Genomic DNA, 21,053 nt, shown 5'->3' on the forward strand with positions numbered 1-21,053 from the left:
GGGCTCGAGGGTGTTTACGGGCTGGACGGCTGCATGGACGGCGCGGCGCGAGCGCTCGCGGACGTGCGCGAACGCTGATCCTGCGGGCTTTTTCCGGGGGAGGGCCGGGCGGGGACGGCGCGGGAGGAAGCGCGGATCGTGGTGATGCCGAGCAAGCAGTCCCACTGGGCGGAATCGGTCGGCGGCAAGACCGTGCGGGCCTCGTTCGAGGCTTGGGACACCAGCACTCCGAGGGAGCCGTCGAGGAGGCCGCCGCGCACCGTGAGGGACTTGACGTCGTGGGTGATCGCGCGCATCGCCGCGGCGGCCCCCAGCAGGCGACAGGCGTCGTCGTCGCTTTCGTCGGCGGCCATGCGCAGGGCGATGAATTCGGCGCCCTGCGGGCCGTGGCACAGTCCGGGCCGGAAGAATTCCGGGAACTCCCACAGCAGGGCGGCGCGGGCCGCGGCGACGGCGGCGTCGCGCAGGTCGCGGTCGCCGAGGGCGATCCCGGCGAGCTGCACGCTGCGGGCGATGCCGAGCCCGCCGCACCAGCCCGGCACGAGCTGGCTGGCCTCGCGCAGGTGCAGCTCGGGTCGCGTGACGGGCTCGGGATCGGTCACGACCTCGGGCCACCAGGGGTCTCCGCGCTCGTCGGTCCGCAGATGCCGCCGGTACCACTCGGCCAGGGACTTGATCGCGACGTCCATGCCGGGCACGCGGACTCCGTCGCACCACGCGAGCGACAGCAGCGCCAGGATTCCCGCGCTCCCGTCGGGCAAGGTGAGGTCGGCGTGCCCGTGCGGCCATTCCTGCCGGTCGCTCAGGTCGGGGAGCGGGCTGTCGTCCACCCACCAGCCCGGCCGTCCTGTCCCGCCGAAGCCAGAGACCAGTTCGACGAGGTAGTCGAGCAGGTCTCGCAGCTGCGGCCCCGGGTCGGGCCTCTGCAGCAGGCACATGCCCAGCCCGGTCAACCCCTGTCGCAGGGAGAACTCCGCCCGCGCGGGGCGGGTCCCCGTCTGCAGGCGATCGCGGGCCGTCTTCAGCCGGGCTTGCACGATCGTGTCGACGCGAGCGTCGGCCGCATCGAGGCGCTGCCGGTACTCCTTCGCGAGGTGAGGGGCGTTGGTCGCGGCGATCCGCAGCACCGATGCGAACGCGGCCGCGCCGCAGAACGCCGACTCGCCCTCGCCCGGGACGTCGTTCGACAGCGTGGACGGAAGCCAGTCCAGCAGAGGGGGCAGGGCTCCGGCGAATCCCGGGGACTGACCGGCCCGGACCGCTACGTACAGTGCCGTGGCCAGCGGACTGTCGGCCAGCAGCGTGAGCACGCGCGGGTGCTCGAATCCCTCCCCGCCGGAGCCCGGGCAGCCGAGCCCCCTCACCGGTCCGCCCGCATTTCTGCCAGGGTGGCAAGGATTTCGCCGCAGACGCCCAGGGCATCGACGTCGTCCGGAGCGACGCGCCACGACACGCTGCCGAACCGAATCCGGCTGGGCGGAAGCGCAACGAGCGTGCCCGTCGGCATCAGTTCGACGCCGGCGGTTTCCGCCGTTTCCCTGTCCGCAGTGGTCGCGGCCTCAACGAGGAAGAAGGTTCCGTGCGGGGACAGCGCCGCCGGGCCCAGCGGCGGGCGCACGCCGAGAGCGGCGATCGCCCGGGACCCGAGATAGGTCGACGTGCGGATGACGTCGAAGTGCCGCCCGGTCGGCGCAAGGATCGTGGGCCGCCTGCCCCGCGACCACCATTCCCCGACGACGCGCCGATCAGTGGTCGCAGAGGACGGGTCCACCGCGGCCTCGCCGGGACGAAGCGACCCGTACTCGAAGGGATGCCACGTTGTCACTCCGTCGCACTCGGGGCCGGGAAGCACCGGCCAGCCGATTGCGGCGTAGCGCTCCGCAGCCTCGCGCAGCCGCAGACCGGGACTGCCTCCGGCCGACGGACGGGGCGTCGAGGCGACGGCCGCCAGAAAGTCGGCATCTGCGCGCGGGAACAGCGCGTCCTTCTCCAAGCCGCTTTCAGCTGCGCCGCAGTCCGGCCGAAGGTGTGCGAGAACGGCCATCACGTCCCTCTCAGTTATTGTCCGCACGCCAACTAACGTTTCGACAGATTGCGTTCCTGCGAGACCGTCAGGCCGGAATTCGCCTGGCGCCGCCTCGCTCAGCGTGGGCCCGGTGGCCCGGCCGACGGGGGAGGAGGCCGCTCGAGGTTGCCGGGCCTGTCCATACCCTCGCTGATCATGGTTGACCAGTTGGCTATGAGGCAGTCGATGGCCTGGTCATCGACGTCGGATCCGGTCTCCACCAGCAGGAACCACGCTGGGCAGTCCTCGTTGCCAGGCCTGGCGGTCCGCAGAAAGGTCCGGGCACGAGAGGGCACGCCGTGCAGTTCGGAGGGTGCGTCGGGGCCGAACTTGGACACCAGCTCCGGATCCCGTCGGAATTGGCCGTGGCAGATGGCGGTGTAGGCGGCCGCTTCGGAGTGGCCGATCCCGTTCCATGCCTGGAGAATGCCGTCGCTGGTGAACACGATGGCGAACGTGCACCCCGAGATGCCTACGAGGTCGGAGAGCACGCGCATGCTGTCGCCAGCCGAGGGAAGATCAGTCATCGCCGTTCCCCGCTGCGATCATTTGTCTGACTGCCGAAGTCCGCGAGATGTCGGCGTTGTGTCCCCCGACCGTGTCTCGAACGGCCTGATTCGCCGAGACGGCATCTCGCCTGCCGATTGCGGATGAGGTGTGGTCCAGCGCTTTCAGCAGGGTGCACTGCGCGCGAGGGGCGTGCCAGGTCCAGCCGTTCCACAGTCCGGGCCGGTTCGGTGCGCCGCTGAATCGCTTCAGCAAAGTCATTCCGCAGCGGCCGGCACGGCGACGAAACTCGTTTGTCGCGCAGACTGCAGCCGGGCCGCGTTGTGGAGTGGCGGGTGGCCGTGCCGCAGGAAACTGGCGCGCCGGTCAAACCGGGTTGCGGATCGAACACCGTGAGCACCTTCCCGCTTTCGTCGGATATGTGGCTGTCCGGAACCACCGACCGCTCCCGTTTCCCGCGGTGCGGTCGCGATGTCGGTGCCACGGCTTGGGTCATCGGAGTCAGTCGTCGAAGCACCCGGATGGCCTGCCGGAGATGACAATGCCGCTGCGCCGGATCCAGGACCAGGCAAAACGACCGGGAAAAAACCGGCAAGAAACCGGCAAAGTGAGCTGTGTTTACTCTGTTGGCCTGCAGTAATGTCGCGTATCCGAGGCGTGGGGAGGCGGCCGTGGAAGACAACGAATCGGAGCTGGCTCGCGCCCGCACCGAAGCGGGCCTGACCCAAGAGGATCTCGCCCGCTTGTTGCGGATGGATGTGAAGAGCGTCAGGAACTGGGAATCGGGCCGCAACAAGCCGCAGGCCAAGCGGCGTCACGAGATTGCCGAGCATCTGTCCGTTTCGCTGGCGGACCTCGAGGAACGCATCCGCAGGACAGCCGCCTCGAGAACCGCCCCGAGACCGAAGCCGCCTGGTGCTCTTGACGGCCAATCGCAAGCCGGTCAGCTCGCGGCGGAGACGCTGGCCCTCGAAGCCGCCTACGACGAAGCACCGTCCACGAATCTGCTCGGCCGAGCCACCAGGCACCTTGCGACTGTCGTCGTCGCGCGAGACGCGGCCTGTGGTGCAGAAGCTCGCCACGAGCTGTACTCGATCGAAGCGGATGCGGCGACGTTGATGGGACAACTGCTGTGGGACGCTTCTCAGCGTCGCGACTCCGCGACGTCACAAGGCTACTTCGACCAAGCAATCCGCGCAGCGGGCCAAGGCGGCAACATCGAGGCGGAAGCACATGCCACGCTGCGGAACAGCTACCTGCATCTCTACAGTTTCGAGAAAGATCCCGACGCCGGGCGTGCGCTGGCACAGCGCGCAGCCACGCTCGCCCAGCCCGTCAGCCCGGGATTGTGCGGGCTGGCGCTCCTGCACGTCGCCGAGGCGAACGCGATGCGCCAAGAGCGACGTGCGTGCGAGTCGGCGCTGGACGCGGCTCAATGGCAACTGAGCCAGGTGAACGATGCTGGGGTCGGCGGCGAGTACCTTTCGGAGTCCAAGATCGATCGCATGGCCGGTTCGTGTTACGTGTTCCTCGGCCTCCGCGAGCCTGCGGAACAGCATCTGGTCGCAGCGGCCGATGCGTTGGCGTCGAAAAGGAAATCCCAATCCATCGTTTTCGGGAACCTCGCGCTCGCCAGGGTGCGCGCGGGCGAGATCGACGGGGCAGTCGACGCCCTGAACAAGGCGATCGACACATTGGAGGTCACCCGAGGGGGCGGCGGGCTCAACGTCGCGTTCGGCGTAGGGCGGGAGCTGCGACCCTGGCGTCGGGAATCCTCCGTCGCGGCGGCAGGCGAACGGCTGTTCGCCCTCATGGCTGGAAGCTAGCCGCCAGGCCCCCGCGGTACAACGGAGACATGCAGATCGACGAAGCGAAACGTGCTGCCCGCGAGCGTGTCTGGGCGCTGCTCGACGCCGCGGCAGTTGACCCACGGGGCAGGAGCGCGGTCGGGAGCATCCCCTCCTTCGTGGGAGCAGAGGTCGCTGCTCAACGTCTGGCCGCGCTAGAGGCCTGGCGGGAAGCGCGGGTAGTGAAGTGCAACCCGGATCGAGCCCAGCTGCCGGTCCGGGAGACCGCCTTGCGGGACGGAAAAACCGTCTACATGGCCGTGCCCGCGATGGCCAAACCGGAACCGTTCTACGCACTCGACCCGGACACGGTCGGCCTCGATGCAGCACGGAGCAAATACGCCGCAGACGTCGCGCCGACTGTCGGCCCGGGACAGATGGAGCCGGTAGACCTCGTCGTCTGCGGAACAGTCGCCGTCGACCGCCGGGGCGTGCGAGTCGGAAAAGGAGCCGGCTACTCGGACTTAGAGGTCGCCCTTCTCGTCGAGGCCGGTCGGATTGGGCCGCAGACGACCATTGTCACCACGGTCCACCAGCTCCAAGTCGTGGATACCGATCTCCCTGAAACCGATCACGATTTCAGCGTCGACATCATCGTGACCCCGGAGCAGACCATTTTCTGCGATGCACGCCGTCGACCCACGGGGATCTCGTGGTCGCACCTGAGTCGCGAGAAAATCCGGGCCATCCCGGCGCTGTCTGCTCGTGCTGAAGCGCAGCGGCTGGGTGACCCGGCCGGGGACAAGCCCTGATCGAAACGCGCACTCGGCCGGCGCCCAGGTGCGGCTGGCCGATCGCGCGGAATCCTGTGCCGCGGCGCGCTTTGTCTCGACCTGGGCAATCAGTGGACCGCGTCCCCCAGGCTCAGTCGATCATGCCTGTGAAGGACAGCCCACGCTCACGGCCCCGAGATCTACGCGCAGGCCAACGCGCGGTGCAGGACCTGAGGGAAAGGCGGCCGGTGCTGCGCTCGGGGGCGAGCTCAAATGCGGCAACGAACGCATCGGGATCCGTGCCTGGACTGATCTGCGGCAGGTCGACGGTGGGAGCGGAGGAAGCCGCAGCGCTCGGAAACCCGGCCTGAGAGCCTCCGAGCCCGGCGTCGACCGGAGGAGTCGGACACGTCGGTTCGAAGGCTAGTGCCGTGACATTCCCCCGAGATCGGGATGAACCGGGGCTGCTGCGGCAGCTCCGGGCGGGAACGGCCCCGGAGTAGCGCGAGCAACCGGCAAGGGGAGCTGTGTTTACTCTGTTGGCCTGCAGTAATGTCGCGTATCCGAGGCGTGGGGAGGCGGCCGTGGAAGACAACGAATCGGAGCTGGCTCGCGCCCGCACCGAAGCGGGCCTGACCCAAGAGGATCTCGCCCGCTTGTTGCGGATGGATGTGAAGAGCGTCAGGAACTGGGAATCGGGCCGCAACAAGCCGCAGGCCAAGCGGCGTCACGAGATTGCCGAGCATCTGTCCGTTTCGCTGGCGGACCTCGAGGAACGCATCCGCAGGACAGCCGCCTCGAGAACCGCCCCGAGACCGAAGCCGCCTGGTGCTCTTGACGGCCAATCGCAAGCCGGTCAGCTCGCGGCGGAGACGCTGGCCCTCGAAGCCGCCTGCGGACAGGCGTACTACTACCGTCCGGCAGTGCCGCACACACCGGAAGCAGCTTATATCCGCGCTCGGATCCCGATCTTGCGCCGGGTTCTGGACTCCCACGACATCCCTGAGGACGGCCCAGTACGACCCGTCGACGAACTGAATTCTCTCGTGGCGGCAACCGTCGACAAACGGCTTCAATCCGACTACCGAGTTCTTGCTGCCGAGGTGCCGCCCCTTCTGTCTGAATTGCATCGCGGCTTCCTGAACTGCGCGAGGGCCGAAAAGAGTCGCTTCGCGCGGCTGCTCTTCCAGGTTTACCGCGCAGCCGACGCCGTGGCGGACAAATACGGATACTACGATTTGTCCGCGCGCATCATCGGCCTGTTGAGCACGGCGGCATCCGATGCCGAAGACGAACTGCTGGACGGAAGCGCTTCCTACGTGCGGGCAGAAATATTCTTCGCTTCAGAAGACCTGAGTGCCGGCCGACGGATGCTTGAACGGGCCGCCGACCGGATCGACCGCGCTGCTTCCGAAACTGCGGCGGCCACGTACGGGGCCTTGCACATGCGCGCCGCGGTGATGGCAGGTCGCGCGGGGGAAGCCCTCCGAGCCCGCGATCACATCGCGGAAGCTCAGGATGCCGCACGACGCGTGAACGAGGGAATCCACCTCGGAACAGCATTCGGGACGGCGTCTGTGCGTATCCACCATTTTTCTCTCGCGGCGGAGATCTGTGACATTAGTGCTGCCTTCCGCCTGGCAGCGGGGTGGCGGCCGGGCGCAAGCATGCCAGCCGAACGGCGGTCGCATTTCTACATCGACCTCGCGCGCGTTTACAACCTGGCGGATGAACGCGACAACACGATCGATGCCTTGCGTGCAGCCTTGCGGATCGCGCCGGAGCACGTACGAGCCCATCCCCAAGTCGGCGAAATGGTCGAGCAATTGCGTCGAACGACCCCGCGCGCATCGAACGATGCGATGAACAGCCTCGACCGCGAACTGTCTTCCGGAGCTCCGGATCGCTGACAGCGAGAACTCAGCGTTCGCCCCGGAGGAGATCGGGCAGTTCGGCGAGGCTTTCAAGCGTCCAATCGGCGTTGCGAACGACGACGGGGTCACTCGCCCACAGGTAGCCCCAGGGGCCGCGGCGAATCAGCGCCGGCCTCAGGCCAGCCGCCCGTGCGGGCACGATGTCGTTGTCTCGGTGATCGCCGACGTAAACGATCTCTCGGGGCTCGCCCGGGGCTAACTCGACGACTTTTTCGAAGAACAAAGGGTCGGGCTTGGCGGTGTTCCACTCGCCCGACGTCGCAATGGCGTCCACCGGCAGCGCCAGTTCACGCAGAAGCCGCGCCGCTTTCGCGGTCTGGTTTCCCGCGATGCCGACCCAGAACCCGGCGTTTCGCAGCGCCGAGAGCGCCGGTCGGACGTCGGGGTAGAGATCGGACTCCTCGATCTGCTCACCGCATCCAGCAGCTTCTCGGAGCTGGCGTTCGGCGTCCAAGTCGAATCCGGGGCGAAAAACCTGGAATGTCTCCGCGTTGTTTCGTCCGCTCGAGGTTACGGCACCCAGGACCGCCGAGAACGTGTGCCGCCTGACCCCGATCCAGTCTGCCCACGCGCCGAACTCTCGCGAATCGTCGAGCAAAGTCTCGCCGACATCGAACACTACCGACCGAATCACGCCGCTCCCGGTGTCTCCTCCAGCCTGGCCCCAAGCACCGTAGCCGACGAAACCTTCCCTCCACCACCCTCCCATGCGCCGACTCAGGACCGCCGCGCAGACAGGACACGTGCTCCTGCCTGCCAGCGTCCGGCCAACCGCCAGCCTCAGCGCTGCCGCAATCGACGGGCGACGTCGTCGATCGCGACGGCGAGAACCGTGGCGAGGTCCCCGGCAGCGGAGTGCGCGGTAAAGAAGAAAGCCCGTCCGGGTCGAGGGAGGCGCCGGACTGGCCGTTCCCGACCGTACGGCCCACGCTGCCGCGGGTGCGGTGGCGGCCGAAATCCACTCATCCAGACGCGATCATGCGATCCGGGTCAGGCGTCGCTCCACGGGTACGAGGCGCTAAATCGGTCGAAGGCCTCGTTCATGTCCTCGTCGCGGGTGGCTCCGTCTACGAGGATCGACGACCCAGTGACGAGTCCTGCCGCGTCGAGCACTCCGGCGACCGCGTGCACGATCGCCGCGTAGCGGGCGGGCGGCACACCGGGCGGAAGCCGCAGGCGAATCTCGCGGGATCTCATGTGCTCAACGCTGCCTGTAACCAAATGCCGACGCCACCCTCGCAAACGGGCAGGGACAGGACCTGGCGGCAGTCCGGGATCCGCCGGGCGCGGACCGGCGATGTCGGGCGATCCGGGATGCACGACCTCTGCGCGCGCTCAGAGATCGGGTAGGACCGGAACAGCCGATGAGCGAGGCGATGCGCGGTCGGTCCGCCGTGCTCGCGGCGTCAGCTGGCGGTCTTGATGGCTGGACATTTAGGGAAGCAGCTGGTCGCGGAAGCGCCAGGCGCGGTCCAGGATGCACGCTCCCGGTGAAGCCATCGGTTCGTCGGACAGGAGGCGTTTGATGGTGATCTCGTTGAAAGGAAGTCCGTCGGTGACTTTCGACGCTCCGGCCGCGGACATGAGAACCCCTTCGGGATTGACATCGACCGCGCCGCTGAACAGGGAGTCGAACGTTGCGCTGTCGAAAACGACGACCGTGAGGATTGTCGCGGTCAACGTGAGGGCGTCCATGCCCATCCCGAGACAATAAGCGGATACCGCGCCCTCGCGTATGCCGGCGGTGATGTGCGCGTAGAACGGCCACGAGCCGTAATCGATCGGTTCGGCTTGCGATCCGTCCCGTTCGGGCTCGCCGAGCACTTCTTCGGCGTATTCGCGGACGATGTTCTTCCAGAGATCGAAATCGTTTTCCCGATCGCGGGTCGCGATGGTCGACGGTTGGAATTCTCCGGCGGGGATCAGCCCGTAAATGCCGCCGGCGGTAGCGACTTTCTGCGGATCGCGCCAGTGCAGCAGAAAGGTGGGTTCGCCGGAATTGGAGCGGCGGATCGTCAGTGTCTCGATCGCGGGCATGAGCGCTCGCCGGGAGAGATCGAACGGGTTGCCGATCAGGCCCCGCAGCGGGAGTTCGGCCCAGTTGGCTTTCGGCGGGTCGGCCTGGCACGACGGCGACGCGGACAGTTCGTGCGCGATGGCCTCCGACACGTCGAGTTTGTCGAAGTAGCTTCCCAGAGTGAAGCGCATCGCGGGTCGCGGGTCGCGCAGGTTGCAGTCCAGCAGCCGGTAGCTTGAGCGGTTTTCGAAGAGCGCGGGCGGGTCGAGGTATTTGATCGCCGTGGTGTATCGGGTGAATCTGCGCCCGGGCGCTCGCAGCGGAAGAACTCCATGGGCTTCGGGCTCGGTTCCCGTCACAGGGACCGGCTCGACGCTGTCCGACCATTCCAACGAGATGTCGGAGAGGGGCAGGGGCGACGATGGCATCCATCGTTCCAAAGCGAGGAACGGAGCGTTGCCGATGCGCGCTTCGGCGTCATAGAGCGTGGCGGACGCCTGTGCCAGCTCTCCCCGATGCTTGTTCAGCCGTCGACGTGCATGTCTCCAGGCGTTCTGGCTCTCCTGCACCCCGTCCACTAGCCCGACCAGGGCCGTGTTGGCCGGTGGGGTCACGGGTTCAAGGATGCTGCGGGCGATCCCCAACTCCTCCGGATCGAGTTCGAGCTGGGACGCGATACGCAAAATCAGTTCGATGTCGAATACTTTCCGGTGCCCGCTTTCGATTTTGGAAAGGTAGGTCTGGTGTATTCCGAGGAGTTTCGCCAAGTCCGTCTGCGTCAGACCTCGTGAATTACGGTAGGCCGTCAGCGCCTCTGGCAGCAACGATGTGTTCAGTTTGAACTCCGCCGGGACTCGTGAAGACAGCCAGTCGTCGTCATTGTGCATCACGATCGTTCCCTCCGGTGCAGCTGACGTCGGCATCGACGCCGCGGCCGTGGCTGTTGGCCCCGTCTGCCAGTGATTATGCCTGGCTGTCTTATTCGCCGTCGCCGTGTGCCTACTGGGCATTGGACTCGGAGCGGGCGGCGCGCGAGGCTCGGGAGGAGCGGAGAGAGGATTGACGATGCCGGCACGAAAGCAGCAGCGTTGGTGCAGGGTGATGTCCGCTGCCCGGGGTGAGCACGTTGCAAGCGAGGCTCCCGTCGCTGGCGGGGTTCACGCCGGTCGTGGTCGCTTCGGTCTGGCTGCTGGGCCGGGTGCTGGCAGGCGCCCGCGCGCACGCGGCGGGTCCGCGTGTGCGGTTCGTGCCGACGCGGCCCGCCGAACCGGTCCGCCTCTGCGATCAGCCGGCCGCGGGCTGGCGCTGGTTCCGGCCGCGCTTTCCCTCGAGGCAGGCGCTCGCCGCTGCCGCCAGGGCGTAGCGCCCTGATGGGCCCCGACCTGGCGGACACCGTGCCCATCCGGCAGGTGAGGTGTCTGGTCGTCGCGGCGGACAGCCCGGTCGGCGGCGTGAGCGAGGCCGTCAACGACCTGACCTTGCACCTGCCCGAACCCGGAACGCAGAACATCTGCTCCACGTGCGGGACGCTCGTGTTCTGGCCGTGCCGGTTCTTCGCCGAGGCAGCGTACGCCGTGCGCCTGGACCTGCCGTCCGTGCCGCTCGCGGCGTTCGTCCCGCCGGACCTGCTGTCGCGGCTGCCTCCGCCCCGTTCACCCAACGAACCGGCGTGGCCGTCGAGCGCGCCGGAGGAGGGGCCTCACCGTGGATGACCCAACGAACGCGACACTGCACGCGGCGGTGGCGGCGCAACTCGACCGCTTCGAGATTCTTCTGGGTAAGGCCGACGACCGGTCGAGAGCGGCAGCGTCCGAGACGATGCTCGCCCAGTTGGTCGATGCGTGTCGGGCGCTGCTCGCCGCGCACGCGCCGGACGAGCGCGGCCGGTGCCGCGAATGCTCCACGCCATGGCTGTTCGTGTTCCGACGTTCGCGGTGCACGGTCTGGCGGACCGCGGGCCGGCATCTGATCTCCGAGTCCCCTGACCGGGCCGGGACCGGGCGCCACCGTGCGCGAGGCCTGCCGGTCACAGTGCGGCCTGACCGGCGGCTGGTGCCGCACCCTTCGCACCGACAGCTCACGTAGTGGCGGTCCGCCGCCGGTTGGCTGAGGGTTCGTCGACCCTGTTCCGGCCGGTGTCGGAGTCGCCACCCCCGGGTCCTCCACCGCCATCTCGGCAGCGGATTCCTGTTCATTTACCAAATGCCGTCCTGCATTGTGCCCCGAGGCTGCTGCGCGGACAAAACCTCTCCTCCGGAAGGACTTTCGATGACCGTTGGTGTGGGCGGTAGCCGTTCGCGCCGCTTGATGGGTGACCGCGGGGTCGGGCTGCGGGCGCTGCGCTCGGCTGCCGAGCGCTATGCGGCGCGGGGTTGGCCGGTGCTGCCGGGCCCGGTGTGCGACGGACTGACCGCCTGGCATCCGCTGACGTGCGCGCCGCTCGGTTCCCGCGAGCCGACGGTGCCGTCGTCCGAGGCCACCGTCGACCGCCGCGTCATCGCGCAATGGTGGTCCGGGCAGCGGCAAGCGATCCTCGCGCTGGTCGGCCCGCGCTTCGCTGTCCTGCGGACTCCGGTCAGCATCGGCGAGCAGGTGCTCGCCGCGTTCGACGGCGGCCGGCCGCTCGGCCCGGTGGCGCTGTGGCCGCACGGGGCATGGTTCTTCGTCGAACCCGGCTTCCGCGTGAACGACGGCCTCGCCCTCGCGCCCGGCGTCGAGGTCGTTCCGCCGGGGGACGTCGTCTGTCTTCCCCCGAGCAGGGTCGTCTCGGGAGTCGTGCGGTGGCGCGTTTCCCCGATGGAGCGCGATGCCCTGGGCGATAGCACGGCGATTCTGGCCAAGGTCGCCGAACTCTCCCTCGAATCCGCGTAGTTCCCGATCGAAGGCAGGGAGCGCGCGGTCGAAAACCTGTGAGCAAACGGAAAAAGGAGGACGAGATGGAGAACGTGCCGGAGAACGGGGCCGATCGGGCAGAGCGCGGCCGAGCGGTCGAGGAGCCGGTGTTGCTGGTCAGTCTCGGCGAGGTGTCCGCGGCGACCCAGGGCCTAGGCATGGGCCACTCGGAGGACAAGCGGCGGGCCTACAACTGATCCCTCGCGACGGCGGCAGGGAAGGGGAGGACATGCGCTGGTTCGGAGGTTTCGCGGTGTCGGCCGCGCCGCCGCGCGCCCCGGTGGGGCACGCGAGGATCTGGCCCACGGTGCCGGGATGCTGGACGTGCGGCCGGTGGGCAGGGCACGAGGTGCGTGCGGTCTGGTGCGGGCCGCGGTTCGTCGCGGTCGTCGGCGCCTGCGGGATCACCGCGGCCGAAGTGGCTCGGCTCGCCGAGCGCGGCGTGCCGGACGACGTGGCGTGGCGCTGGCCGGGCAGTTACACGACGGTCGAGGTCACCCGCACCGCGACTCGGGTCTGGACCGATCTCGGCGGCGCGTCGCCGATCTACACGGTTGCGGCGGACGGCGGGATCTATTGGGCGTCCAGTTCCCGTGCGCTGGCCGGACTCGCCGGAGCGCGGCCGGACGTGGACCGGCTCGCGGCTTGCCTGCTCGCGCCGTTCGTGCCGGTGCTGCTGGCCGAGCGGTCCGCGTTCGAGGGCGTCGCACTTGTCCCGCCTGGACACCGGCTCGCCATGGACGGTCACGGGGCGCGCGTGGACCGGGTGTGGCAGCCCAAGCCGCAGGCGGGTTCGCCTGCGGGGCGGCTGCGCAGGGAGTTGGCCTCGGCGACGAAGGTGCGCCTGGACGTTGCGACGTCGCTGACGTCGGACTTGTCCGGAGGGTTCGACTCCACCGCGCTGGCGCTGCTGGCCGCGAGCCAGGCGAAACCGGGGCAGGTCGTGACCGGGGTGACGGTGCATCCCGCCGGACGCGCCAGCGGCGGGGACCTGGACTACGCACGACTCGCCGCCCAGCACGCGGGTGTCGCGCATCGATTGCTGCCGTTGACCGGTGAGCACGCCCCCTACAGCGGGCTGCGGGAGGTTCGGGCGACCGACGAGCCTGCGCCTTCGACTGTCGCGCATGCCCGCTTCGCCGGGCAGTTGCGCTGGATCCGCGACACGATCGGCACCGACTGCCATCTCACCGGCGACGGCGGCGACAGCCTGCTGTGCACGCCGCCGATCATGCTCGCCGACCTCGTCGCGACCGGCCGTCGCCGGCGGGCCGTCGTCGAGACGATGCGGTGGGCACGGTTGCGGCGGCTGCCCGCGTGGCCCCTGCTGGCCGCCGCGCGCCGGACCGCGCGCACCAGTCGCGCCGACGCGCTGGCGGCCTTGGCGAGAGGGCTCCGCATCGGCGGGTCCTCGACGACGCAGGACGGCCATATCGGTTGGCACGCCACGGAGCCGGTGCCTCCGTGGGCGACGGCCGACGCGCGCGGCCGCGCCTCCGCCATGGCGGACCGGGCGGCCACGCGAGCTGTCGACGTTCCTGCCGGGATGTTCGCCACGACGCTGACTGCCGAGGGCATGGCCGAGGTCGGCCGGTCCGCCCGCGCCGACATCCAGCTTGCCGAACACGTCGGCGTGGCGTTGGCGAACCCGTTCACCGACTCCTGCGTCGTCGACGCCTGCCTGTCGGTCCCGCTGGGAGAACGTCCTGGCCCGGCCAGCTACAAGCCCGTGCTGGCCGCTGCCATGGGCAGCCTGTTTCCTCCACGGCTGGCAGCTCGGACCACGAAGGGCGACTTCACCCCGGACCACTACGGCGGCATGCGCGCCAACCTGCCCGCCCTGCACGATCTCGCCGACGGCCGGCTCGCTGCCCTCGGCCTCGTCGATCCGGACGCGCTGCGCCGCAGCCTGACGCTGACCGCGGCCGGGCTTCCGGCGCCGTTCTCGACCGTCGAGCCCGCCGTCGCCGCCGAAGTCTGGCTGCGCGCCCTCGACCGCGAGCCCCCTATCGCGTGGACAGCGTCCGGCACGGCGAAAAGAGCAGGATGAGTCCCCGTTACCTCACCGCCCCCGCACACGTCCGAGCCGTTGACGTCGGTCCCTCCACGGTGATCGTGAACTACCGGACCGGCCGGGCGGAGACCCTGATCGGCCCGGCCGCACGATGGTGGGCCGAACTCGCCGCCAGCGGCGATCCGGCCGCGACGACCGCGCTGGACGAGGCCTCTGCGCGCACGCTGCGCGGCCAGCTTCTCGACGCCGGTTTGCTCGCGCCCTCGCCGCGCCCGGAACCCTGGTCGCCTCCGCCGAACGGACCCGCGTGGGAGGCGAGCTGGGGCACCCAGGAACTCGCCGCCGGACGACCCGAACCGGTTCCCGTGCCGCTGGCCGCCACCGTGCTCGCCGGGACGGCGCTGGCCCTCGTGCTCGCCGTCCTGGCAGCCGGTCCCCGCCGGGGTCGCGTGGCCCGGCTCAGCCGGCTGCTGACCGTGGCGGCGCGGCGCACCGCCCGCCCGGCCACCGTTGAAGACGCCCGCCGGGCCGTGCACGCAGTCCGCAAGGCAGGGCTGCTCGCGCCGGGGCGGGTGGCGTGCCTGGAGGAATCCGCGGCGGTACTGATGCTGCTGGCCGTGTCGCGCCGACGGGTGACGTGGTGCCACGGCGCGGCGGCCGACCCCGTCCGGCTGCACGCCTGGGTGGAGACTGACGATCGGGAACGGATCGCGGAACCGCCGTCGACCGCGCGGTTCGCAGTGCTGCGCACCATCCCGGCGCGCGACAACGGAGGGAAGAAACGATGAACGAACCGCACATCTGGCTCCGCGGTGAACGAGCCGGGATCGGCCCGTTCAGCGAAGACCTCGTCGACCTGTACTGGGACTGGGAGCAAGACCCCGGCACGCTCGTCGGCTACGGCCGCCAAACCCCCGACTCGCTCGCGAACCGGCGCGAAGGATTCCAGCACCAGGCCCGCGGCACCGACGACCAGCTCCGCTTCACCGTCTACGACATCACCACGACCCCGCCGACCCCGGCCGGCACCGCCGCGGTGCTGATCGACCACCACGTCCGCACCGGCGAATTCATCATCCAGCTCGGCCCGGACCACCGCGGCAAAGGACTGGGAACCGACGCCGCGCGGCTCACCCTGGACTATGCCTTCCACATCACCAACCTGCGCTGCGTGTACCTCTCCGTGCTCTCCCCGAACAAAGCCGCCATCACCGCCTACGAACACGCCGGATTCCGCGTCATCGGGGAGAAACGCAACTCCGGATACTGGCTCGGCCAACCCGCCAACGAAACGCTGATGGACGCAGTGCCTGAAGACTTCCCCAGCCCCTCCGCCGTGCGGCAGCTTGTCGACCCCGGATCCTTCGGCGAATAGCGGCCTCCCGAGACGACAACGGGCACATCGACCGAAGGACTCGCTGCAACGGTCGCGACACGCGACGTGGGCCCATAGCCGAACCGCTCGCCTGCGACAACCGAGCCCGGCAACCGACTGCCAAATACGCGCCACTGCGGGCGCGAAGACCCGGCGGACAATTCTCTTGTCCTCCTCGACCGCATTGCCTCGCCAACGAACTTTCCACGTGCGCGAAAACCCCGCGATCTGCCGGGGTTTTTCGATGTTGTCCCGGCCGATATCGACGCCGAGGCCGTGCATCAGGATCAGTTGGGCGTGGTCGGGACGGGTCATGCCGCTGCGCGGTGGGAGAGCACGAAAGCGCGGGCCTCGGAGACGTCGTCGGGTTCGGCGTCGTGGATGACGACGGGCACCCGGCGCGGGAGCCGGGACCACCGGCGGAAGACACGATCGAAATCGACGAGTCCGCTGCCGAGCGTGCCGGCTGGGTGGGAGTCTCTGGCGTGGACGGCCACGATGTGCGGGCCGAGGAGGTCGAAGGCTTCGTCGATGATCTCGGCTTGGCGGTCGACGTTGTCGGGGGCGATGAGGTTGCCGGGGTCGAGGATGATGCCGACTCCGTCGCCGACGTCGTGCAGGAGGCGATGGGCAGCCGCGGCGGTGCCGATGACTGTGCCGGGATCGAGCTCGATCCCGAGCACGATCCGGGCTTCGCGCGCGGCGGGGAGCAGCAGCCGCAGTTCGTCCACCAGGTCGGCGTAGGCATCGGGTTCGGAGTTGCCGGGATGCCAGGCCCATTTGTCGTCGGGGTTGCGGCTTCCCGCGCAGAGGCTGACCATCCCCGCGCCGAGCGCCGGAGCCCGGCGTATCAGGACCGTGGCCTCGGCGGCGGCGCGGCACCGGCGAGCGCGGTCGGGGTCGACCATGTTGTAGGTCGCGGACATGCTGGGGATGAGAACCCGGGCGCGGTCGAAGGCGGCGCGGAGGGCGGCCGAGCTCGGCGCGTCGAGCCGGGCGAGGCCCACGCTGGCGAGGTTGAGATGGGTCTGGACCACGCCGCGCGAGGCGATCTCCGCCGCGAGGAGGGACGGGTCGGTCGCCGGCGGCCAAGTCCGGCTGACCACCGCGAGGTCGCGCTCGGCGAGAACGTGCGGCATTGCGATGTCTCCCAACGAAAAGACCGGACGTAAGGCGTGGTCAGGCCTCGGCCGTGCCTGTGGAGGCGTGGACGGCTGGCCAGGTCGAGGGCGGCACTGGCGGCGTCGACGCGCTCCTCAAGGAGAAGCTCAGCTCCCGGCGCACGGCTTCGGGGCCGAGTACCAACGCGGGGAACAGGGCGTCGAAGTTCGTTGCTGCTCTGCGGCTGGCGGGGTGCGGCCGGTGGGCCGGGTCATCCGTCGGCTCCATCAGCAACCTCCCCGGTGTGCCAGGCCCAGCGTGGACGCTTTATTCCACTGTGGCGGATTCGGGGAGGCTGTGGGGTCCTCATGCCTCCTCAGATTTCCGCAGGGTCCTCGCTTCGTCGGGAAAACGCCTGGTCACCCTCCTCACTGTCAGGCGAGGAGGGCATGAGGACCCGGTTAGGATGCGGCGAGATCGGGTGCCAGCACGCGGACTGGTGTCGCTGGTAAAGCCGAGGCGTCCGCGTGGCGCATGCTGTAAATCCCTGGGGAGGGGCAGGCTGGCGCATGGCCAAGAACGGGGGGGATATGGGGGATGGCTTCATCCCGGGTCTGACCAAGCTGATCGGCCGGGACCAGGCGCTCGATGATCTGCGGCAGAAGCTCGCCGGGGGAGAGCGGCTGATTGAGCTGCTCGGGTGGGGCGGAATCGGCAAAACCCGGCTGGCACAAGAACTGTACCGAGATCTTCTTCGACGGAAAACGTACCAAGATACGGCTTTCGTCAGCCTGGAGAAGTATATCCGTTTTGTGAAGTCCGCTGCCTCCGCTGGCCCCCCGGCTGATCTCGCTCCGCGGATTCTTGGTGACGTCGCCGCTGCGCTGATGGATAGCCATCAGCCAGCCGCGCGGGATTTCGACTCGCTAATCTCCCTGCTTTCGGCTCGGCTTCGCCATCGTCGGGCGCTCCTGGTGATCGACAACGCCGAACCGGTTGCCGACGACGTGGCGTGTGTCCTGGAGACGCTCCTGGGGCAGGACGACGCGAGCGGGCTGCAAGTGGTGGTGACCAGCCGCGAGAACCTGGAAATCTGGGGCGAGAGCATCGTCTCTGTCCAGCCGCTGACCTGCCCCGCCGAGGACGCCGGCCCCGCCGATGGGCTGACGGATGCGATGAACCTGTTCCTCGACCGGGCTACGAAAGCCGCCGGACGGCCGGTCATTGAAATCAACGCGTGGGCCGATCTAGTCGCGTTGGTCCGCTATTCGCAGGGCTCGCCCCTGATTCTGAATCTGCTGGCCGCTCAGCTGGGCCTGGGTGCCACGGCTGTCGACCTGCTGGCGAAGATCGAGGAGCGAGGCCTCTTGTGGCTGGGCTTTTCGTCGGGGGCCCGAGGGATTCGGGAGCACCATCGGCGGCTCGACATCACCATGTCGGGGTCGTGGGACTTGTGCGGGGAAGAGGAGCAGTTGCTCTGGGCAAGGCTCAGCGTGTTCAGCGAAAGCTTCGGACTCGCAGCCGTCCAGGAAGTGTGCAGCGACGAAAAGCTGCCGCGGAACAAAGTCGAGCACCTTCTGGGCAACCTCAAATTGCGGTCGATCGTCGACCCCGATGCGTCCGGCCGCTTCACCCAGCACGCCGCGCTGCAAGAATACGGGCTGAAAATGCTGGGCGACGTGCTGGGTGAAGACCTATCCGTCTTCCGGGACCGTCACCGCGACTGGGTGGCCAAGCTGGCGTCTGACGGTGCCAGGGAGTGGTTCTCCCCGCAGGAGAAGCCCTGGCTCGACGCGCTGAATGTGGACGCGCCGAATGTGGACGCGGCGATCGACTGGTGTATTGAGCGCCGTGAGGTCGAGCAGGGCCTCACCATCGCAACGAACGCCCATCGTGTGAGGATGCCGTACCACCACGCCAAAGAGCCCCTGGTGGCACGGTGGTTCGACGGCCTTCTGGCGATCAAGAGCGAGGTGCCGACGCTGACCAGGGTCGGCGCCCTTTCCTCCATCGCGTTCATGCGCACTGTCCTCGGCGATCCGACCGCGCTGGAGCATCTGCGGGAAATCAAGCAGATCGCCGCAATGTTTCCCGAGGCTCGGGACTTCCCGCCGGCGCTGGCGGCGGAGGGCACGTACCAGGCGCTGGTGATGCTCGATCCGGCGGGGATGGACATGCTCAGGGCCGCGGCGGACGGCTTCGCGACCATGGGGCCCGACTTCGCCGGCGATGAACAAATGGCCAGGCTGATGCTGGGGATGAGCGCCGGGCTTATCGGCCCCGCGCACCTGGCAGACCTCACGGCAGATGAATGCTTGGCGCACGCCGAACGCGCCGGCGCACCGTGGGCCATCACGTGGGCGCAATGGCTTTACATGCTGCCGAAGCGCACGAAACGGTTGGATGTCGGCGGCAAGGTGATCTCCGCGCAGCTCGCTCTCGGTGATCGGTGGGCTCCGGGCTGGACCGCCGAAGTCAAATGGTGGGAGCTCGCCAAGCACGACCCGGAGGCCGCGGCCAGATTGTCTGGCGCATCGAGTGCCTGGCAGGAGGAGCACCACGTCGCGATCCCCGGCCTGCCCAGCTTCGGCCAGCACCGGGACGCCAAGATCGATTTGATCACGAGCCAGATAGGTCGGAACGGCTACGACAAGCTAGAACTGGAGGGACGCGGCCTCGGAAAAGACGGGATCATCAAGCTGATGTACATCCCGAGCCCGGCTCCGCCGGTCACGTTGAATGCACACCAGCTGCGCATCGTGTCGATGGTGGCTGCCGGCTGGCAGAACCGCGACATCGCGATCGAACTCAATGTCTCGGCAGCAACCGTGAGCCGACAGCTGACGGATGTGTACAACAAGCTCCATCTCGACGGTGACCGGACGAAGCTGGCGGCGTGGTACAAACGCCACGGCGCGGCCGGGGCGAAGCGGTAAGAACGGGTCGCTTGTCCCGCCTTGGTGGGTGATGCACCCTGCATCACCCACCAAGGCGCGTCTTACGGCGACGACCAGCACGCCGGAAGCTCGGAGACGCCGCGGATGACTCCGAATGTCCGGCGCGGGCGGGTCCCGGGTGCCAGACGAACATCGGGGATTGCTGCCAGCAGTTCTTCGATCATGACCCTGATCTCCATCCGCGCTAAGTGCTTGCCAATGCACTGGTGAGGACCGGTGCCCCAGGCAAGCTGCTGCGCTCCGGGTTCTTCCCTGCCCATCCGGAATTCCGCCCCGTCCGGAAAAACGGCTTCGTCACGGTTCGCGGAAGGCCACAGCAGCACTAGGCGGTCTCCCGGGACCAGCCGCACACCGCCGAGTTCGACTTCCTTGACCACCGCCCGGCCGGTAGCGGTGACGGCCGGTTCGTGGCGCACGGACTCGTCGATGACCTCCGTCAGGAAGGCCGGATCGGCGGCGGCGCGGGCCCGCAGACGATCGTCGTCGAACAGGTGCAGCAGGACGCCAGCGCAGGCGTCCGAGGCCGTCAGGTGCCCGGCGGCGAGCATGAGGCTGGCGAACTTCGCCTGTTGCAACGGGCTGGGCACTTCGCCGCCGACCGAGGTGCGTGCGACGGTGCCGAGCATTGACTCGTCGGAGACGTCGTCGAGGAGGGCAGCGAGGAAGGTCGTGTAGGCCGCACCGCGGCTCTCTTCCTCGTCCGGGGTGGAGGCTGTCATGAAGGCGCGGACGTGGGCGGCCAGCGCAGGCCGGTGCTGCTCGGGGATGCCGAGCACCGCAGCCGCAACGAGGGGCGGGATGACGCGCAAATACGAAGTTACGAGGTCCGTCTGGCCCTCGGTGACGAATCGCGCGATTGCCTCCCGGCAGAGCTGACGGACGTAGTCCTCGTGCTCGGCAGCCGCAGAGGCGGTGAAGTGGGGTGCCAGGAGCCGTCGCCACTGGCGGTGTTCGGCGCCGTCCTCCTCGAACATCGGTGCTGCGCATGGCAATTCCGGTGCCACTTTGGGAGCGGCGCCGATGTTCACGGCGGCGCTGAAGGCACCTGATGCATTACGGGCGGCCTCGGCTACGGCGGGGTGACGGAGGGCTATGTAAAAACCGCCTTGGGCCCGGCTGTGCGCCACCGGGCATCTCTCCCGCAGCTCCCTCAACCGTTCGTGGACGTCGTCGGCGAAGACGGGGTTGAGGTAGTCGAAATCAGTATCGGGACCTGCGCTCAGCGATCCCCGTTCCTCGCTCAAACTCACGTCGCTCCTAGGCAAGAGTGTTTCTTCGTGCCTATCGAAGGCGTGAGCCCTCGCGCAAGGAAACCAGAACGAATCACCTCGCCCGCTTGTTTGCATCAGCGAACCGGCGCGGTCGGTGGTGCGCCCGATCACTGGTGGTTCGGCCCGGGCCCGACGCCGCGCGCCGGGCCCGGGCGGTGTTCTCCCCCAGGACGCATCCGGGCCGGGGGACGCTTTTCGACGCCGGCCCGCTCTGCGCCCTCGCATAGCACGTGCCCTGGCCGCATGCCGCCTGCACCGCGACAGCCGCGGCCGCCGACGTCGCCCGGTGTGGTCGCGCGGCGGAACCGGATGATCCGCACGTCGGCTGACCTCGCCCCCGGGGGGACGCCTGCTGCCAGG

The 21,053-nt window shown here is 68.6% G+C and carries 20 protein-coding genes; 11 read left to right on the forward strand and 9 right to left on the reverse strand.

Annotated features, from left to right (window positions below):
* Positions 1 to 14: 14 nt before the first annotated feature.
* From CU254_RS41340 to CU254_RS41350, 3 genes are all read right to left on the reverse strand, one after another.
* Entirely contained in the window at positions 15 to 1,310 is a 1,296-nt protein-coding gene (locus CU254_RS41340) for a lanthionine synthetase LanC family protein (protein WP_158688150.1), read from the reverse strand.
* A 50-nt stretch (positions 1,311 to 1,360) separates the two neighbouring features.
* A complete protein-coding gene (locus CU254_RS41345) occupies positions 1,361 to 1,993 on the reverse strand; it encodes a bifunctional DNA primase/polymerase (RefSeq protein ID WP_050788548.1) in 633 nt (210 codons plus the stop codon).
* A gap of 149 nt (positions 1,994 to 2,142) precedes the next feature.
* The gene (locus tag CU254_RS41350; protein WP_009086185.1) at positions 2,143 to 2,592 is read right to left on the reverse strand and encodes a hypothetical protein; all 450 of its coding nucleotides are present in this window, start codon (positions 2,590 to 2,592) and stop codon (positions 2,143 to 2,145) included.
* 651 nt (positions 2,593 to 3,243) lie between these two features.
* Between CU254_RS41350 and CU254_RS41355 the strand changes: the two genes are divergently transcribed.
* The 3 genes from CU254_RS41355 (at position 3,244) to CU254_RS41365 (ending at position 7,042) form a co-directional block, all read left to right on the forward strand.
* Positions 3,244 to 4,398, forward strand: coding sequence for a helix-turn-helix transcriptional regulator (locus CU254_RS41355; RefSeq protein WP_037719191.1), 1,155 nt, complete (start codon positions 3,244 to 3,246; stop codon positions 4,396 to 4,398).
* A 29-nt stretch (positions 4,399 to 4,427) separates the two neighbouring features.
* Positions 4,428 to 5,171, forward strand: coding sequence for a 5-formyltetrahydrofolate cyclo-ligase (locus CU254_RS41360; RefSeq protein ID WP_009086180.1), 744 nt, complete (start codon positions 4,428 to 4,430; stop codon positions 5,169 to 5,171).
* A 545-nt stretch (positions 5,172 to 5,716) separates the two neighbouring features.
* On the forward strand, positions 5,717 to 7,042 hold the full coding sequence (locus CU254_RS41365; protein WP_158688149.1) for a helix-turn-helix transcriptional regulator: 1,326 nt from the start codon (positions 5,717 to 5,719) through the stop codon (positions 7,040 to 7,042).
* A gap of 10 nt (positions 7,043 to 7,052) precedes the next feature.
* Here CU254_RS41365 and CU254_RS41370 read toward each other — a convergent pair whose 3' ends face one another.
* The 3 genes from CU254_RS41370 to CU254_RS41375 form a co-directional block, all read right to left on the reverse strand.
* A complete protein-coding gene (locus CU254_RS41370) occupies positions 7,053 to 7,700 on the reverse strand; it encodes an HAD family hydrolase (protein ID WP_009086176.1) in 648 nt (215 codons plus the stop codon).
* Between the two features lie 356 nt (positions 7,701 to 8,056).
* Complete coding sequence (locus CU254_RS43475; RefSeq protein WP_009086174.1) at positions 8,057 to 8,263, reverse strand: hypothetical protein; 207 nt, start codon at positions 8,261 to 8,263, stop codon at positions 8,057 to 8,059.
* Between the two features lie 237 nt (positions 8,264 to 8,500).
* Complete coding sequence (locus CU254_RS41375; protein WP_037719188.1) at positions 8,501 to 9,970, reverse strand: helix-turn-helix domain-containing protein; 1,470 nt, start codon at positions 9,968 to 9,970, stop codon at positions 8,501 to 8,503.
* Between the two features lie 230 nt (positions 9,971 to 10,200).
* Between CU254_RS41375 and CU254_RS41380 the strand changes: the two genes are divergently transcribed.
* The 7 genes from CU254_RS41380 (at position 10,201) to CU254_RS41415 (ending at position 15,364) form a co-directional block, all read left to right on the forward strand.
* On the forward strand, positions 10,201 to 10,446 hold the full coding sequence (locus CU254_RS41380) for a hypothetical protein (protein ID WP_009086170.1): 246 nt from the start codon (positions 10,201 to 10,203) through the stop codon (positions 10,444 to 10,446).
* Between the two features lie 7 nt (positions 10,447 to 10,453).
* On the forward strand, positions 10,454 to 10,795 hold the full coding sequence (locus CU254_RS41385) for a hypothetical protein (protein ID WP_009086168.1): 342 nt from the start codon (positions 10,454 to 10,456) through the stop codon (positions 10,793 to 10,795).
* A 556-nt stretch (positions 10,796 to 11,351) separates the two neighbouring features.
* Positions 11,352 to 11,954: a bifunctional DNA primase/polymerase gene (locus CU254_RS41395; RefSeq protein WP_234392919.1), complete on the forward strand. Its 603-nt coding sequence runs from the start codon at positions 11,352 to 11,354 to the stop codon at positions 11,952 to 11,954.
* Between the two features lie 65 nt (positions 11,955 to 12,019).
* Positions 12,020 to 12,172: an albusnodin family lasso peptide gene (locus tag CU254_RS41400; protein ID WP_106430337.1), complete on the forward strand. Its 153-nt coding sequence runs from the start codon at positions 12,020 to 12,022 to the stop codon at positions 12,170 to 12,172.
* 32 nt (positions 12,173 to 12,204) lie between these two features.
* Positions 12,205 to 14,025 carry an albusnodin/ikarugamycin family macrolactam cyclase gene (locus tag CU254_RS41405; RefSeq protein ID WP_078561253.1) on the forward strand — a complete coding sequence of 607 codons (1,821 nt, stop codon included), beginning with the start codon at positions 12,205 to 12,207 and terminating at the stop codon, positions 14,023 to 14,025.
* Positions 14,022 to 14,777, forward strand: a complete 756-nt coding sequence (locus tag CU254_RS41410; protein WP_009086158.1) for a lasso peptide biosynthesis B2 protein — start codon at positions 14,022 to 14,024, stop codon at positions 14,775 to 14,777. Before CU254_RS41405 ends, CU254_RS41410 begins: the two co-directional genes overlap by 4 nt.
* Positions 14,774 to 15,364 carry a GNAT family N-acetyltransferase gene (locus CU254_RS41415; protein WP_009086157.1) on the forward strand — a complete coding sequence of 197 codons (591 nt, stop codon included), beginning with the start codon at positions 14,774 to 14,776 and terminating at the stop codon, positions 15,362 to 15,364. Before CU254_RS41410 ends, CU254_RS41415 begins: the two co-directional genes overlap by 4 nt.
* Before the next feature lie 311 nt (positions 15,365 to 15,675).
* Here the strand turns inward: CU254_RS41415 and CU254_RS41420 are convergent, their stop codons facing one another.
* Positions 15,676 to 16,503, reverse strand: a complete 828-nt coding sequence (locus CU254_RS41420; RefSeq protein ID WP_009086155.1) for a sugar phosphate isomerase/epimerase — start codon at positions 16,501 to 16,503, stop codon at positions 15,676 to 15,678.
* 40 nt (positions 16,504 to 16,543) lie between these two features.
* Positions 16,544 to 16,753 carry a hypothetical protein gene (locus CU254_RS43480; RefSeq protein WP_159396493.1) on the reverse strand — a complete coding sequence of 70 codons (210 nt, stop codon included), beginning with the start codon at positions 16,751 to 16,753 and terminating at the stop codon, positions 16,544 to 16,546.
* 281 nt (positions 16,754 to 17,034) lie between these two features.
* Between CU254_RS43480 and CU254_RS41425 the strand changes: the two genes are divergently transcribed.
* Positions 17,035 to 19,401, forward strand: a complete 2,367-nt coding sequence (locus CU254_RS41425) for an AAA family ATPase (protein ID WP_078561251.1) — start codon at positions 17,035 to 17,037, stop codon at positions 19,399 to 19,401.
* A gap of 62 nt (positions 19,402 to 19,463) precedes the next feature.
* Here CU254_RS41425 and CU254_RS41430 read toward each other — a convergent pair whose 3' ends face one another.
* Complete coding sequence (locus CU254_RS41430; protein WP_158688148.1) at positions 19,464 to 20,672, reverse strand: cytochrome P450; 1,209 nt, start codon at positions 20,670 to 20,672, stop codon at positions 19,464 to 19,466.
* Between the last annotated feature and the right edge of the window lie 381 nt (positions 20,673 to 21,053).

It is taken from the genome of Amycolatopsis sp. AA4 (assembly GCF_002796545.1).
Lineage (GTDB): Bacteria > Actinomycetota > Actinomycetes > Mycobacteriales > Pseudonocardiaceae > Amycolatopsis.